15 protein-coding genes are annotated in these 15,089 nt (G+C 76.5%); 6 read left to right on the plus strand and 9 right to left on the minus strand.

All coding sequences use genetic code 11. The annotated features are described in order from the left end of the window. The first annotated feature begins 132 nt into the window (after positions 1–132). Both ACI798_RS12685 and ACI798_RS12690 read left to right on the plus strand, forming a co-directional pair. The gene (locus tag ACI798_RS12685; RefSeq protein WP_457048056.1) at positions 133–474 is read left to right on the plus strand and encodes a hypothetical protein; all 342 of its coding nucleotides are present in this window, start codon (positions 133–135) and stop codon (positions 472–474) included. After that, positions 471–1,235: a hypothetical protein gene (locus ACI798_RS12690; RefSeq protein WP_457048057.1), complete on the plus strand. Its 765-nt coding sequence runs from the start codon at positions 471–473 to the stop codon at positions 1,233–1,235. The genes ACI798_RS12685 and ACI798_RS12690 overlap by 4 nt, the downstream gene beginning before the upstream one ends. Positions 1,236–1,328: 93 nt before the next feature. Here the strand turns inward: ACI798_RS12690 and ACI798_RS12695 are convergent, their stop codons facing one another. The 4 genes from ACI798_RS12695 to ACI798_RS12710 form a co-directional block, all read right to left on the minus strand. Further along, on the minus strand, positions 1,329–3,227 hold the full coding sequence (locus ACI798_RS12695) for an NlpC/P60 family protein (protein ID WP_456942752.1): 1,899 nt from the start codon (positions 3,225–3,227) through the stop codon (positions 1,329–1,331). Between the two features lie 190 nt (positions 3,228–3,417). Next, complete coding sequence (locus ACI798_RS12700) at positions 3,418–3,615, minus strand: hypothetical protein (protein WP_387993914.1); 198 nt, start codon at positions 3,613–3,615, stop codon at positions 3,418–3,420. Positions 3,616–3,626: 11 nt separating this feature from the next. Next, positions 3,627–4,928: a citrate synthase gene (locus ACI798_RS12705; protein WP_456942751.1), complete on the minus strand. Its 1,302-nt coding sequence runs from the start codon at positions 4,926–4,928 to the stop codon at positions 3,627–3,629. Between the two features lie 91 nt (positions 4,929–5,019). Further along, complete coding sequence (locus ACI798_RS12710; RefSeq protein ID WP_456942750.1) at positions 5,020–6,414, minus strand: class II fumarate hydratase; 1,395 nt, start codon at positions 6,412–6,414, stop codon at positions 5,020–5,022. A 155-nt stretch (positions 6,415–6,569) separates the two neighbouring features. Between ACI798_RS12710 and ACI798_RS12715 the strand changes: the two genes are divergently transcribed. Both ACI798_RS12715 and ACI798_RS12720 read left to right on the plus strand, forming a co-directional pair. Next, on the plus strand, positions 6,570–7,121 hold the full coding sequence (locus ACI798_RS12715; RefSeq protein WP_457048058.1) for a hypothetical protein: 552 nt from the start codon (positions 6,570–6,572) through the stop codon (positions 7,119–7,121). A gap of 88 nt (positions 7,122–7,209) precedes the next feature. Continuing rightward, positions 7,210–8,352, plus strand: coding sequence for a hypothetical protein (locus tag ACI798_RS12720; RefSeq protein ID WP_457048059.1), 1,143 nt, complete (start codon positions 7,210–7,212; stop codon positions 8,350–8,352). A 58-nt stretch (positions 8,353–8,410) separates the two neighbouring features. Here ACI798_RS12720 and glpX read toward each other — a convergent pair whose 3' ends face one another. After that, positions 8,411–9,445 carry a class II fructose-bisphosphatase gene (gene glpX, locus ACI798_RS12725; protein ID WP_456942747.1) on the minus strand — a complete coding sequence of 345 codons (1,035 nt, stop codon included), beginning with the start codon at positions 9,443–9,445 and terminating at the stop codon, positions 8,411–8,413. Positions 9,446–9,601: 156 nt separating this feature from the next. On the opposite strand from glpX, the gene ACI798_RS12730 reads away from it, so the two are divergent. Continuing rightward, complete coding sequence (locus tag ACI798_RS12730; protein ID WP_456942746.1) at positions 9,602–10,213, plus strand: DUF4245 domain-containing protein; 612 nt, start codon at positions 9,602–9,604, stop codon at positions 10,211–10,213. A gap of 3 nt (positions 10,214–10,216) precedes the next feature. On the opposite strand, the gene ACI798_RS12735 is transcribed toward ACI798_RS12730, so the two are convergent. From ACI798_RS12735 to ACI798_RS12745, 3 genes are read right to left on the minus strand one after another with little or no spacing between them, the layout of a single operon-like run. Further along, a complete protein-coding gene (locus tag ACI798_RS12735; RefSeq protein WP_456942745.1) occupies positions 10,217–10,435 on the minus strand; it encodes an exodeoxyribonuclease VII small subunit in 219 nt (72 codons plus the stop codon). Further along, positions 10,432–11,655 (minus strand): exodeoxyribonuclease VII large subunit, encoded by a 1,224-nt coding sequence (gene xseA / locus ACI798_RS12740; RefSeq protein WP_456942744.1) that lies wholly within the window; start codon positions 11,653–11,655, stop codon positions 10,432–10,434. The genes ACI798_RS12735 and xseA overlap by 4 nt, the downstream gene beginning before the upstream one ends. Positions 11,656–11,706: 51 nt before the next feature. Next, complete coding sequence (locus tag ACI798_RS12745; protein ID WP_457048060.1) at positions 11,707–13,134, minus strand: hypothetical protein; 1,428 nt, start codon at positions 13,132–13,134, stop codon at positions 11,707–11,709. A 133-nt stretch (positions 13,135–13,267) separates the two neighbouring features. Here ACI798_RS12745 and ACI798_RS12750 point away from each other — a divergent pair, with 133 nt between their 5' ends. Next, on the plus strand, positions 13,268–14,239 hold the full coding sequence (locus ACI798_RS12750; protein ID WP_457048061.1) for a 4-hydroxy-3-methylbut-2-enyl diphosphate reductase: 972 nt from the start codon (positions 13,268–13,270) through the stop codon (positions 14,237–14,239). A 62-nt stretch (positions 14,240–14,301) separates the two neighbouring features. Here the strand turns inward: ACI798_RS12750 and ACI798_RS12755 are convergent, their stop codons facing one another. Continuing rightward, positions 14,302–15,036 (minus strand): DUF6542 domain-containing protein, encoded by a 735-nt coding sequence (locus ACI798_RS12755; protein WP_456942859.1) that lies wholly within the window; start codon positions 15,034–15,036, stop codon positions 14,302–14,304. Positions 15,037–15,089: the final 53 nt, after the last annotated feature.

The following is a 15,089-nucleotide window of genomic DNA, read 5'->3' on the forward strand; positions in this document are numbered from 1 at the left end:
GTAAACGGCCCGAAGACGTCCGGTCCACCGGGGTCCAACCCGGCCCCGGACTGCCGATATCGAGGACGTGACCGCGAGTCCCCGCTGCACCGCCGCCCGGGGCGCGCAGACGCCGACGGGGGGAGGTGTGCGGTGAGCGTGCTCCCTGCGGGCGACCCCGCCGTCGTGCTGCTCCCGCACTGGCTCTCCGGTGCCGACCGCGAGCTGCTGGCCGGCGTCGTGCGCGCCGCCGCCGAGCGGCCCGGCGTCCACCCGGTCGCCGCCGTCCACCTCGCCGACGTCCTCACCGAGCTGCACGTGGCCGCCGCCCGCGACGCCGTCTGGCCCGGTCCCGCCGCGCGCGTCCGCCGGGTCACCGGCTGGGCCGAGGACGTCCTGCCGGTGCGGCTGTCGGCCGCCGAGCTCGACAGCGTCCTCGGCCTGGCCGAGCTGCCGACCGGCCTGCGCGCGGCCCTCGGGGGTCGCCGCCCGTGACGCCCGGGCGCCCCGGTCGCTCCGCGTCGGGCCTGCTGCAGCGGCTGCGCCCGGCGCCGGTCGCCGTCGACGACGTCCGCGCCGCCGCCGACGCGGTGCTGCCGGGCCTGGCCACCGGCGGCCTGCGCGCCGCCGTGCTCGCCGACTCCGCCCGCGGGCCGGTGCTGGTCCTGGCCGAGGACGAGCGCCGCGTGCGGGTGCCCCTGCACGATCTCGCCGAGGACATGACCGACGCCGGCGTGGCCCCGACCGCCGACGGCGTCGCCGCCGCGCTCACCGCCTTCGTCGCCGACCGCCCGGTCAGCGACGCCGCGGCCGCCGGCGCCGGCGTCGCCGTCCTCGACTGGACCGGCCCGGGGTGCACCGACGTCGGCTGGCGGGTCGTCGTCCGCCGCGGGGACCGCGCCGTCGCCTGGACGCCGTCGGACCGCGCCGACGCCGCCGTGGTGGCCCGCACCCGCACCGCCGCCACCGCGCGCGCCGCCGAGGCCGGGGGCGTGCTCCGCGTCGAGGGGCCGGTGGCGCTGTGGTCGCACCCCGGCGCGCCGGTGCTCGCCACGGCCGCGCTGGCCGATCCCGAGCGGCTGCTCGGGCGGATCGCCGACGCCGGGCTGCGGCTGGCCGAGCCGCACGTCGTCGTCACGCCCCTGCGGCCGCTGGCGTGCGCCTCCCCGGGCGTGACCGACCGCCTGGCCGGGCTGACCGGCGAGGCGTGCGTGCGCCTGCCCTGGGCCGCCCTGTCCGACCTCCGCTGGCTCTAGCGCTCCCCGGCCCGCCGAGATCACGTGATCTCGGCGTCCCAGGGCCCTCCACGTGCCGAGATCACGTGATCTCGGCACAGCGGGAGCGGTCCGCTAGGCCAGGTGACCGAACTCCCAGTGCCAGGGCTCGGGCTTCTCGCCGCCGGGCCGCGCCCAGTCGGGGTTGACGAAGCCGAACTGCCCGGCGTGCTCGGTCATCCACGTCCACTGCGGCGTGCCGGCGACGTTCACCCCGCCGCACAGGTCCACCGCCAGCGCCCAGCCGTGGTTCGACGTCCCCGGCACCGCGGCCAGCGCCGGCTTGCGGCGGAAGGCGTCCACCTGCGCGGCCATCGACCGGTAGGAGTCGGTGGTGCACAGGGGGCTGCCGAACGCCGCCTCGTAGGCCCGGGCCAGCGCGGCGTAGCCGGCCGCGGCGTCGCAGCGCAGCGCGTGGCCGCGGGCGATGGGGCACAGCGCCTCGGCGGGGATCCGGCCGTTGGACCAGCCTCCCCACGCGGGGCTCACCGGCCCGACCGGGGCCGGGGGCGCGCCGCAGGCCCCGCGGCCGGACGCCGACGCCGGCAGCGGCGCGTTCGGCGCCGCGGGCGCGGGCAGGGTGACCCGCACGGCGCGGGCGTCCTCGGGCATCGCGCGGACGCCGACCTGGTAGGTGGCCGCCGAGGCGCCGAGCACCTCGCCGTCGCCGAGGTGGACGGCGACGTCCGCGCCGCCGTCGGAGACGACCAGGTCGCCCACCTGCAGCTGCGAGGCGGGCACGACGGTCGCCGCGGCCCACTGCTCCGCGGCGGCGGCCGGCAGGTCGTAGCCGGCGAGCAGCCAGGCGGAGGCGGTGAGCCCGCCGCAGTCGAAGGCGTCCGGGCCGGTGGCGCCGGCGGCGTACGGCCGGCCCAGCCGGGACAGCGCGCTGCTCACCGCGGCGACGGTCTCGGCCGGCAGCACGGTCACCGGCCGGTTGCCGACGACCGCCCACGCCACGCCGGGGACGGCCTGGCCGGCGGCGTCCAGCGCGGGGGAGAAGCCGTCGGGCAGCGTCGCCGGGTCGGCGAGCTCGGCCGCGGACGGCGGCTCGACGCCCGCCGACGCCAGGCCGGCGAGGTAGGCCTGCCAGCGCTGCAGCGCGGCGGTGTTGCGCTCCTGCTGCGCGCCGGCGGCCGGGACGGTGCCCAGCGCGGCCAGCTGCGCGGAGACGTCGAGGCCGAGGTCGTCCACGGTCGCGCGGACGCCGGCCAGCACGGTGCGGGCCTGCGCCGCGGCGGTGTCGACGGCGTCCTGCGCGGCGGCCACCCGTCCTGCGGCGTCCCGCGCGGCGGCCGCGGCGCGCTCGGCGCGGACGACGGCGCTCTCCCGCTGCTGCGCGGCGCGGTCCGCCAGGGCCTGGCGGTAGAGGACGTCGCCGGTGGTCGCGGGTGCGGCGGCGGACAGGCCGAGGACCGGCATGCGGGTCCGCGCGGAGGCGCGGTACAGGTCGGCCGCGGCGGAGCCGACGGTGACCTGCTCGGCGGCGACGGCGGCGCGGGCGGCCTGCTCGGCCGCGACGGCGGCCTGCAGCTCGGCCCGCCGGGTGGCGACCTCGGCCTGCAGCCGGCGGTAGGCGTCGGCGTCCTGCAGCAGGGTGCTGCGGGCGGCGAGGGCCAGGCCCGCCGGGTCGGCAGCCACGGTGGCCGAGCCGGGCGCGGAGGTGGCCGGGGCGAGCAGGACGGTGAGGACCGGCACGAGCAGCGTGGCCAGGCCGACGACCAGCAGCCGGGTGCGCCAGGGACCGCGCTCGCGCGGCGCCCGGGCGGCGGGCCGGCGGCGGGCGGGCTGCTTCCGGCGCTTCTTCGTCGCGGTGCCGGTGCCGGCGCGGCGGGCGGGACCCGGGGCGCCGGTGGCGGCGCGGGCGGCGAGCAGGGCGCGCAGCGCCTCGGCCTCGCGGGCGGTGAGCTCGCGGCGCGGAGCGGTGCGGGGAGGAGCCGTGCGCGCGGGGGCGGGCGTGCGTGGTGCGGGCACGGCGGCGTCCCCCGGGCGGTCTCGATCGGCTGGCCGCGCTCCGGCGTGGAGCGCTCGCCGTCAGATCGACCGCCCGGGGGACCCGGAGGAGGGACGGGAGGGGAGGTCTCACCCCGACGGGGGAGGGGATGCGCCCGCCCGGGGGACCGGGCGGGCGCGCCGTGCACCTCCGCGGAACCGCACCGAGGGATCAGCGGTCGGGCGGCCACCAGGCACCGTGCCGCGCCACCAGCGGGATGCGGTGCTCCGCACCGTCCTCGGTGACCACGACCAGCTCCACGGCGGTGATCGGCACCGGCCGGTCGTCGTCGTCGCGCAGCAGCCGCCCGGTGGCCAGCGGGATCGGGGGCAGGACCAGCAGGTCCTCGCCGGGCGGCTCGCTGCCCATCGACGACGTCGTCAGCGCTCGGCCAGCGGGACGAACGCCCGCTCGGTCTCACCGGTGTAGACCTGCCGCGGGCGGCCGATCTTCGTCGTCGGGTCGGCGATCATCTCCCGCCACTGCGCGATCCACCCGGGCAGCCGGCCCAGCGCGAACAGCACGGTGAACATCCGGGTCGGGAAGCCCATCGCCCGGTAGATCAGCCCGGTGTAGAAGTCGACGTTCGGGTAGAGCTTGCGCTCGACGAAGTAGTCGTCGGACAGCGCGATCTCCTCGAGCTGGCGGGCGAGGTCGAGCAGCTGGTTGTCCCCGCCGAGCTTGTCGAGCACGGCGTCGGCGGTCTGCTTCACGATCGCCGCGCGCGGGTCGTAGTTCTTGTAGACCCGGTGCCCGAAGCCCATGAGCTTGACGCCGGGCTCCTTCTTCTTCACCCGCTCGACGAACCGGTCGATGTCCCCACCGTCGCGCTGGATCGCCTCGAGCATCTCCAGCACCGACTGGTTGGCCCCACCGTGCAGCGGCCCGAACAGCGCGTTGATGCCGGCCGACACCGAGGCGAAGAGGTTGGCGTGCGAGGAGCCGACCAGCCGCACCGTCGACGTCGAGCAGTTCTGCTCGTGGTCGGCGTGCAGCACGAAGAGCATGTCGAGGGCGGCGGCGAGGTCGGGATCGACCTCGTAGGGCTCGGCGGGGAAGCCGAAGGTCATCCGCAGGAAGTTCTCGACCAGGCCCAGCGAGTTGTCCGGGTAGAGGAACGGCTGGCCGACCGACTTCTTGTACGCGTAGGCCGCGATCGTGGGCAGCTTGGCCAGCAGCCGGACGGTGGAGATCTCCACGTGCTGCGGGTCGAAGGGGTCCAGCGAGTCCTGGTAGAAGGTCGACAGGGCGCTGACCGCCGAGGACAGCACCGGCATCGGGTGCGCGTCGCGCGGGAAGCCCTGGAAGAACTGCTTGAGGTCCTCGTGCAGCAGGGTGTGCCGGCGCAGCTTGTCGTCGAAGGCGGCCAGCTGGTCGGCCGTGGGCAGCTCGCCGTAGATCAGCAGGTAGGTGACCTCGAGGAAGCTGGCCTTCCCGGCGAGCTGGTCGATCGGGTAGCCGCGGTAGCGCAGGACGCCCGCGTCGCCGTCGATGTAGGTGATCTCCGACGTGCACGAGGCGGTGTTCACGAAGCCGACGTCCAGGGCCACCTGCCCCGTGGTCGTCAGGAGCTTGGAGACGTCGAGCCCGGAGGGGCCCTCCGACGCCGGGACCGTGCGCAGCGGGAGGTCACCTCCCCGGTGCCGGAGGGATACCTCGGGGGTGCTGGCTGTCTCGGTCATGGTGGTCCGACGCTACTGGCGTCGGGCCCCGAGGACGACAGGGACCGTCCCCCCGACGGGGTGGGCCGGGTCCCCGGCCCACCCCGGACGGTCAGGGGTGGGTCATCGAGAGGACGTCGAGGGCCTCGTCGAGCTGGGCCTCGGTGAGCTCGCCCTGCTCGACGTAGCCGCGCTCGAGCACCACCTGGCGGATCGTCTTCTGCTCGGCCAGCGACTGCTTGGCGACCTTCGCGGCCTCCTCGTAGCCGATGTACTTGTTCAGCGGCGTCACGATGGACGGCGAGGACTCGGCGTAGGTCCGGCACTGCTCGACGTTGGCGACGATCCCGTCGACGCAGCGGTCGGCCAGGATCCGGCTGACGTTGGCCAGCAGGCGGATCGACTCGAGCACGTTGCGGGCCATGAGCGGCAGCGTCACGTTGAGCTCGAAGACGCCGGTGGTGCCGGCGTAGGTGACCGCCGCGTCGTTGCCGATCACCTGGGCGGCGACCTGGATGACCGCCTCGGGGATCACCGGGTTCACCTTGCCGGGCATGATCGAGCTGCCCGGCTGCAGGTCGGGCAGCTGGATCTCGCCGAGGCCGGTGCGCGGGCCCGAGCCCATCCACCGCAGGTCGTTGGCGATCTTCACCAGGCCGACGGCGATCGTCTTGAGCTGGCCGGAGGCCTCGACGAGCGAGTCCCGCGAGCTCTGCGCCTCGAAGTGGTTGCGCGCCTCGGACAACGGCAGGTCCAGCTCCGCGGCGAGCGTGTCGATGATGGCCGCCGCGAACCCGGGCGGGGTGTTGATGCCGGTGCCGACGGCGGTGCCGCCCAGCGGCAGCTCGCCGATGCGCGGCAGCGAGGCCTCGAGCCGCTCGACGCCGTACCGGACGGCCGCGGCGTAGCCGCCGAACTCCTGGCCGAGGGTGACCGGGGTGGCGTCCATGAGGTGGGTGCGGCCGCTCTTCACGACCTCGGCGAACTCCGACTCCTTGCGGGTGAGGGAGGACTCGAGGTGGCGCAGGGCCGGGACGAGGTCGCGCACGATCGCCCGGGTGGCGGCCACGTGGATGGCCGAGGGGAAGACGTCGTTGGACGACTGCGAGGCGTTGACGTGGTCGTTCGGGTGCACCGGAGTGCCGGCGGCCTCGGTGGCGAGGGTCGCGATGACCTCGTTGGTGTTCATGTTGCTCGACGTCCCCGAGCCGGTCTGGAAGACGTCGATGGGGAAGTGCTCGTCCCACGTCCCGGAGGCCACCTCGGCGGCGGCCGCGGCGATCGCCCGCGCGACCTCGCCGTCGAGCACGCCGAGGTCGGCGTTGACGCGGGCGGCGGCGCCCTTGATGGCGGCCAGCGCGGCGATGAGCTCGCGCTCGATGGGGGTGCCGGAGATGGGGAAGTTCTCCACGGCGCGCTGCGTCTGGGCCCGCCACTTGGCCCACGCGGGGACACGGACCTCCCCCATGGAGTCGTGCTCGACGCGGTAGTCCTGCTCGGTGGCCACGCTGGCTCCCGTGTGGTGTCGGTGGGATCGGTGCTGCACGCGTGACCCTAGAAGGGCCCCGTCGACCCCACTGCCCGCAGGCCCGGAGTGGGACCCGGAACGGGACCGCCCCGGGTCCTACCGTGCGGCGACCGCCGACGGCCCGAGGAGGCCCCGTGACCCACCCGCATCCCCCGGACGCGCCCGGCACCGTCCCCGTGGGCGGCTGGACGCCGTGGGGCACCTGGGACCCCACCGCCGGCCGGGCACCCGTCGTCCCGCCGCCGGCGCCGGTCGCGGGACCCGCGCCGGCCTCGCGCGTGCTCCCCGCCGCCCTGCTCGCGGGCGGCCTCGCCCTCGGGCTGGTGCTCGCCGCCGTCCTCGGCGCGCTGGTGCTCCGCGGCGCCGCGGACGACGCCGGCCGCGCGGCCGGCGCGGCGATGGGCGAGGCGGTCGGGGAGGTCCTCTACGGCGGCGTGCCCCCCGGGTCCTCCTGGACCGGGAGCGTGCTCGGCGAGGTCGAGCAGTCCGAGCCGGTGCCGCCCGGCGTCCTCGGGTCCGACCCCGTCCTCGACGCCCACGCCCAGGGCTGCTTCGACGGCGACCTGCAGGCCTGCGACGACCTGTTCGCCGAGTCGCCGCCGCTGTCGGAGTACGAGGAGTACGCGCTCACCTGCGGCGGCCGCGTGAAGGCGTGGTCGGTGCCGCTGTGCACCGACCTCGACTGACGGCGACCGTCACCTGCCGGTGCTGGTCGCCGCCACCCGGTCCCCCTAGCCTGACCAGCGCATCTACCTGAACCGAGGAGTCCGCACCATGTCCCAGCCGCCGTACCCGCCGCCGGGCGGCAACGACCCCCGGGGCGAGCAGCCCGGCCGGCAGGGGTGGGGGCAGTCCGACGACCCGACGAGGCAGTCCGGTCAGCCGGCGCCCCCCACGTCCCAGTTCCAGCCGGGCCAGTACGGCCAGCCGGGCGGGCGCGACCAGACCTCGCCCTTCGCCCAGCCCGGTCAGCAGCCCCACGGCCAGCCGGGCCAGGACCCGACGCAGCAGTTCGGGCAGCAGCCCTACGGCCAGCAGCCGTACGGCCAACCCGGCTACGACCCGGGCCAGCAGTACGGGCAGCAGGCCTACGACCCGAGCCAGCAGTACGGCCAGCAGCCCTACGGCCAGTACGGGCAGCCCGGCTATGGCCCGAACCAGCAGTACGGCCAGCAGCCCTACGGGCAGCCGGGCTACGGCCGGCCGCAGCAGAAGGGGGGCAAGAAGAACGTCGTCATCGCGTCGGTGATCGCCGGCGTGCTGCTGCTCGCGGCCGCGGCCGTCGGGCTGTTCTTCCTGCTCCGCGACGACGACGGCTCGACCGTCGCCGACCCGACGCGCACCAGCACCTCCTCGTCCGCGTCCGGCTCGTCGTCCTCGGGCCCGTCCTCGTCGTCGGGCTCGTCGAGCAGTTCCTCGTCGTCCTCGCCGTCCTCGTCGTCCTCGACGTCGTCCGGCGGAGGGGGCGGCGGTGCGGGGTCGACCTCGGCGCCGGTGCCGCCGCAGGGCCTCGGGGAGGACCCGGACGGCGAGTTCCAGCCGCTGGCCGAGGCCTGCTTCGCCGGTGACTTCGCCGCCTGCGACGACCTGTGGATCGGCACGCCGGTCGACTCGGCGTACGAGGAGTACGCGGGCACCTGCGCCGGCCGGGTGGGCTACCAGACCGGCACCTGCGAGTCGCGGCTCGGTGCGGGCACGCCGGAGCCGCAGAGCGACCCGGTCCCGCCGCAGGGCCTCGGGGAGGACCCGGACGGCGAGTTCCAGCCGCTGGCAGACGGCTGCTTCGCCGGTGACTGGGCGGCCTGCGACGACTTGTGGGGCGCCTCCCCGTCGGACTCGCAGTGGGAGCAGTACGCCGGCACCTGCGCCGGCCGGGTGACCTACGAGGTCGCCAACTGCCAGGGCCGGCTCGGCTGACGCCGGTCCCGTGGACGCACGACGGCCCCGGGGCGCTCGCCCCGGGGCCGTCGTGCGTCTACTCCTCGTCGGAGCGGTCGAAGGGCACGGCCGAGTAGGCCCGCAGCTTCTCCAGCGAGTGCAGGCTGTCGATCGAGCGGATGGTGCCCGAGCGCGAGCGCATGACCAGCGACTGCGTGGTGCAGCCGCCGGCGCGGTACTGGACGCCGCGCAGCAGCTCGCCGTCGGTGATGCCGGTGGCGACGAAGAAGACGTCGCCGCGCACCAGGTCGTCGATGGTGAGCACGCGGTCGAGGTCGTGGCCGGCGTCGACCGCCTTCTGCCGCTCCTCGTCGTCCTTGGGCCACAGCCGGCCCTGCAGCGCACCGCCCATGCACTTGAGCGCGCAGGCGGCGATGATCCCCTCCGGCGTGCCGCCGATGCCCATGAGCAGGTCGACGCCGGTGCCCTCGCGGGCGGCGGCGATCGCGCCGGCGACGTCGCCGTCGGTGATGAACCTGATGCGGGCGCCGGCCTCGCGGACCTCGTGCACGAGCTGGTCGTGCCGCGGCCGGTCGAGGATGCAGACGGTGACGTCCTCCACCCGGCCGTGCTTGGCCCTGGCCACCCGCCGGACGTTCTCGGCGACCGGCGCGGTGATGTCGACGACGTCGGCGGCGGCCGGACCGGTGGCGATCTTCTCCATGTAGAAGACGGCCGACGGGTCGTACATGGCGCCGCGGTCGGCCACCGCCATGACGGCGATGGCGTTGGGCATGCCCTTGGCCATGAGGGTGGTGCCGTCGATGGGGTCGACGGCCACGTCGCACTCGGGGCCGTAGCCGTCGCCGACCTGCTCGCCGTTGTAGAGCATCGGCGCCTGGTCCTTCTCGCCCTCGCCGATGACGACGACGCCGCGCATGCTCACCGTGCCGATGAGCGCCCGCATGGCGTCGACGGCGGCGCCGTCGCCGCCGTTCTTGTCGCCGCGGCCGACCCAGCGGCCCGCGGCCATCGCGGCGGCCTCGGTGACGCGCACCAGCTCGAGCGCGAGGTTGCGGTCGGGCGCCGGGCGGTCGGTGCGGAAGGTGCTCTGGCGGGGGGCGGGTGGCACGGGTCCGTCGGGTACGGGCAGGGTCACGGGACCTCCTGAGTCCGGCACCGTTGCCGGTGCCCACCGCCCGCGACCCGTCCCCGAGCCGGTCGGGCGCGCGGGGCCGTCCGGAAGCGGGGCGGCGGGGTTGTGGATCGGTGCTGCGATCCTAGGGGCATGACCAGTTCCGGCCCGTCGGGTCAGCAGGCCCCCGAGGAGCAGCCGCCCCCGGCGCCGACCGCCGCGGAGCGCGCGAACCGGATGAGCGCGGCCAACATGCTCCGGTCGCTGCTGCCGCTGGTGGTCATCGTCCTGCTCGTCGCCGGCTGGGTCGCCTTCCGGCAGGGCGGCACCGACCCGGTCCGCCCGATCGACCCGACCAGCAGCGTCCGGCTCGCCGCCGAGCGGGCGTCCTACACCGTCGAGGTGCCCGCCCAGCTGCCCGACGGCTACCGGCCGACCAGCGCGCGCACCGACGCCGCGGACGCCGGCGACGGGGAGCCGGTGACCCTGGAGATCGGCTACGTCACCCCGTCGGACGAGTACGCGGGCTTCCTCACCACCGACGACCCCGACGCCGACCGGCTGACCACCGTCCTCGACGGCGCGGAGGACGACGGCAGCGTCGACCTGGCCGGGCGCAGCTGGACCCGGCTGACCAACGGGCGCGGGGAGACCGTGCTGTCCCTGGAGACCGGGGACGTGACCACCGTGGTCACCGGCTCGGCCGGCGACGACGAGCTGGAGACCGTCGCCGCCGCCGTCGCGCCGGTCAGCGTCCCCAGCTGAGGCTCAGCCCTCCTGCTCGGCGGGCGCCGCGGCGGCCAGCCGCTCGCGGGCGCGGTCGAGCCAGTGCTGGCACAGCTGCGCGAGCTGCTCGCCGCGCTCCCACAGGCCGAGGGACTCCTCGAGGGTGAGGCCCCCGGCCTCGAGCCGGCGGACCACCTCGGCCAGCTCCTCGCGGGCCTGCTCGTAGGTCTGCGTCGGCTGCTCGGTCGTCGGCTCGCTCACGGCTCCCCATCCTGCCCGTCCACCCGGACGGCCAGCCGCCCGCCCGCCACGCGCACCGCCAGCCGCTCGCCGTCGGCCACCTCGGCGGGGTCGCGGACCAGGGCGCCGTCGGCCCGCTGCACCAGCGCGTAGCCGCGCTGCAGCGTCGCCTGCGGGGACAGCGCGGCCACCCGCGCGCGGGCGTGGTCGAGGTCGCGCTCGGCGGACTCGACGCGGTGGGTGAGCGTGCGGCGGGCCCGGTCGCGCAGCGCCGCGACGTCGTCGGCCCGGCCGTGCAGCAGCCGCTCGGGGTCGGCGAGCACCGGGCGGCTGCGGACGCTCTCCAGCCACCGCTCGGACTGCTCCAGGCGCACGGTGAGCAGGTGCCGGGCGCGGGCGCGCAGCCCGTCGACCAGCCGCCGCTGCTCGCCGATCTCGGGCACGACGCGGTGCGCGGCGTCGGTGGGGGTGGCCGCGCGGACGTCGGCGACGTGGTCGACCAGGGTGGTGTCGGTCTCGTGCCCGACGGCGGTGACCACCGGGGTGCGGCAGGCGGCGATGGCGCGGACCAGGCCCTCGTCGGAGAAGGGCAGCAGGTCCTCGACCGAGCCGCCGCCGCGGGCGATGACGATCACCTCGACCTCGGGGTCGCGGTCCAGCCGCTGCAGCCCGTCGATCACCGAGGCGGCGGCGTTCACGCCCTGCACCAGGCTGTGGTGGACGGCGAAGCGCACCGCGGGCCAGCGACGGCGGGCGGTGACCAGCACGTCCCGCTCGGCGGCGGAGTCCTTGCCGGTGACCAGCCCGACGACGGCGGGGGCGAAGGGCAGCGGGCGCTTGCGGGCGGGGTCGAACAGGCCCTCGGCGGTCAGCAGCCGGCGGATCCGCTCGATGCGGGCGAGCAGCTCACCGAGCCCGACGGCGCGGATCTCGGTGGCGCGCAGCGAGAACGAGCCGCGCGCGATGTAGTAGTCCGGCCGCGCGCGGACGATGACGCGGGCACCCTCGGTGAGCTCCAGGCCGGGCCGGTCGGCGACGTCGCGGGCGCAGGTGACCGGCACCGAGAGGTCGGCGGCGGGGTCGCGCAGGGTGAGGAACACGGTCGCGGCGCCGCTGCGCCGGTTGAGCTGGGCGACCTGCCCCTCGACCCAGACCTCGCCGAGGCGGCCGATCCACTCGGCGACCTTGCGGGCCACCGTCCGCACCGGCCAGGGCGACTCGGGGGACGAGGGCGCACTCACGGTCCCGAGGGTGCCAGGCGGGCCCGACGGCCCCGCCCGGCACCCCGGGGTTCACCCCCGCGGCTGCAGGGGGCTGGTCTCGACGGCCTGCTGCTCGAGCTTCTCCAGCCGGTTGCGCAGCATCGTCAGGAACGGCGCCCGCGCGCGGGTGGCCTCCTCGTAGGCGAGCAGGTCCGACACCGTGGCCAGCTGGTAGCCGCGCAGCCGGCCGCGCAGCTGGGCAACGGTGAAGGAGTCGTAGCCCTCGATCGGGGCGGCCCCGGCGGCCTGCGAGCCGGACAGCTCGCTGCCGCCCTGGGCGTCGTCGGTGGGGGCGGCGGAGTCCCCGCCGACGGCGTCGACGGCCGCGCCCTCCGCGATCGCCGCGTCCTCCTCGGCGGTGTCGGCGCCGCCGACGTCGGTGCGCACCCCGGTGGCGGCGGCGACGGTCGTGCCGCCCTCGTCGGTGGCCTCGGCCGGCTCGGGCTCGACCGTGTCGGTGGCCGCGCCGCTGTCCTCGCCGGGCGCGGGCTCGCCGCCGTCCTCGGGGGCGACGACGCCCTCCTCGGTGACGGTGCCCTCGACCGTGGTGACCTGCCCGTCGGGCGTGATGACGTCGACCTCGGTCGCGACGTCCGCGGCCGCGGCCGCGTCGGCCTCCGTGTCCTCCCCCAGCACGCCGGCGTCGGCGCCCCCGGCGGTGTCGTCGGCGAGGCCGATGTCGGTGTCGGCCACGCCGGAGTCCGCGGCGTCGGGCAGCACCGTGTCGTCGGTGCCCACGTCCGGGGCGCCGGCCAGCTCACCGACCGGGGAGCCGCCCGGGTCGCTGGCGGCCGGGGTCTCCGCCGGGGCGGCCGCGGTGCCGGCGGGGGAGTCGGTGCCGGCGGGGGAGTCGGTGCCCTCGGCCTCGAGCAGCGCGCTCTCCAGGGCGTCCTCGGCGGTCAGCGCGGAGTCGGCGGCGTCGAGCGCGGACGCGGCCTCCTCGGCGCCCAGCACCTCGTCGTTGACGTCCTCGACGGCGGCGACGACCGCGGCGGGGGACGGCTCCGGGGGCAGCCCGGCGAGCTCGTCGTCGACCAGGCCGGCCGCGTCGGTGTCGACGTCGACCTCCATGACGTCGACCTCCACGACGTCGACCTCCACGACGTCGGTGTCCGCGTCGCCGACGGTGTCGACGTCGGGGGCGCGGTCGAACGCGGAGTCGCGCAGCACGTCGATCGGCTGCGCGACGAGGGGAGCGCCGCCGGCGGCGGCCTCCTCGTCCTCGTCGAAGGTGGCCAGGCCCGGCTCGCGGTCGCCGCGCAGCCCGGTGAGGACCTCGTCGCCGCGGGCGACCAGCCCCGACCACTGCTGCTGCAGCTTCATCGCCGCCTGCAGCGCGATGCCGACGATGCGCACCGGCAGGCCCGGCAGCGTCTGCGGGAGGCTGCGGACGTCGTCGAGGACGGTGGCGGCCAGACCGACGGTGGCGCGGATCGGCTCCGGGATCTCACGGGACATGCGCCCAGCCTGCCGCAGCGCGCGTCGAACGGCACAGCGGCCGGTCCCCGGCCCACCCGGTCGGGCGGCGTGCGGCTCGTCACGCTCCCCGCGACGGCCGGGCCAGGGGCCCGGCGCCACCTACCATGGGGTCATGGCTGATCAGCGCGGACGGGTCCTGCTGGCCGATCCCCGGGGCTACTGCGCCGGTGTCGACCGGGCGGTGGTGGCCGTCGAGCGGGCCCTGGAGATCCACGGCGCCCCGGTGTACGTCCGCAAGCAGATCGTCCACAACAAGCACGTGGTGGCCACCCTCGAGCGGCGCGGCGCCGTGTTCGTCGACGAGACCGACGAGGTGCCCGAGGGCGCCGTCGTCGTCTTCAGCGCCCACGGCGTCTCGCCGGCCGTGCACGAGGAGGCGAAGGCACGCTCGCTGCGCACCATCGACGCCACCTGCCCGCTGGTGAGCAAGGTCCACCAGGAGGCGAAGCGGTTCGCCAAGGAGGACTACGACATCCTCCTCATCGGCCACCGCGGGCACGAGGAGGTCGAGGGCACCTCCGGCGAGGCCCCCGAGCACATCCAGCTCGTCGACGGCCCCGACGACGTCGCGAACGTGCAGGTCCGCGACCCCGAGCGGGTCGTGTGGCTCTCGCAGACGACGCTGTCGGTCGACGAGACGCTCGCGACCGTCGACCAGCTGAGGACCCGGTTCCCCGGGCTGCAGTCCCCGCCGAGCGACGACATCTGCTACGCCACGCAGAACCGGCAGCAGGCGGTCAAGCAGATGGCCGGCGAGTGCGACCTGGTGATCGTCGTCGGCTCGACCAACTCGTCGAACTCGGTGCGGCTGGTCGAGGTGGCCCTGGAGGCCGGCGCCCGCGCCGCGTACCTGGTCGACTACGCCGCCGAGATCGACCCCGCGTGGCTGGAGGGCGTCGGCACCGTCGGCGTCACCAGCGGCGCGTCGGTGCCCGAGGTGCTGGTCGGCGAGGTGCTCGACCTCCTGGCCGAGCGCGGCTACCCCGACGTCGAGCCGGTCAAGGCGGCCGAGGAGCGGCTGGTGTTCGCGCTGCCGCACGAGCTGCGGCCCAAGCGCGGCGAGACCGCCCGGCCCGTCCGCTAGCGCCCGAGACGCGGCGAGCCCCCTCCCGGCCGGGAGGGGGCTCGCCGCGTCTCGAGGTGCGTCTAGCGGCGGGCGGCCCAGCGGACGATCGCCAGGACCAGGGCCACGGCGGTGGCGACGGCCATGGTGGGGAAGCCGCGGATGAGCACCGTCGCGAGCGTCGGCAGGGCGAAGCTCGCCGACGGCGCGAGGCCGATGTTGACCAGCGCGACCGCCACGAACACCAGCGGCGGGGCGACGACGACCGTGAGCAGGTCGCGGCGGCGGACCAGCAGCGTGCCGACGGCGGCGGCCGCGACCAGCGTGACGAGGGTCAGCGTGCCCAGGCCCGTGCCGAGGAACGAGTCGACGGCGCCCCCGGCGAGGGTGATGACGAAGACGCCGAGGACGACGAGCAGGCCGCGCATCCGGCTCCCCTGGGTCGGCTCCGCGGCGGCCCGCCCGGCCGCACGCGCGCCGGCACGGGTGCCGTGGGCGCGGGGCGGTGCCGCGGGCTCGGGACGCTCGGCGAGCGGGTGGACGCCCGGGTGGGAGACGCTCTGCTGCGCGGGGCGCGCGATCGGGGAACGGGACACGGGCCGGGCCTCGACGGGCGGACGCGCCGGGACGGCACTGCGGCCGGCGCCGCGGTCACCGGGGCGGCTGCGCGGCGGGGGCGGCGGCACCGGCGGGAGGCCCATGCGCATCGAGCGGTCCGGGCCGGTGGCGTCGGGACGCCCCGCCCGCGGGCCGGCGTGGGGGCGCGGCGCGCCCACCCCGCTGCCCCGCCAGGTGTCGGCAGTGCTCGCCGAGGCCATGGCGTACCTCCCCGTCCGGCGTCCTGGCCCCTCCGGGCCGCTGTCGGTCCTCA

It is taken from the genome of Geodermatophilus sp. SYSU D01045, from assembly GCF_054050295.1.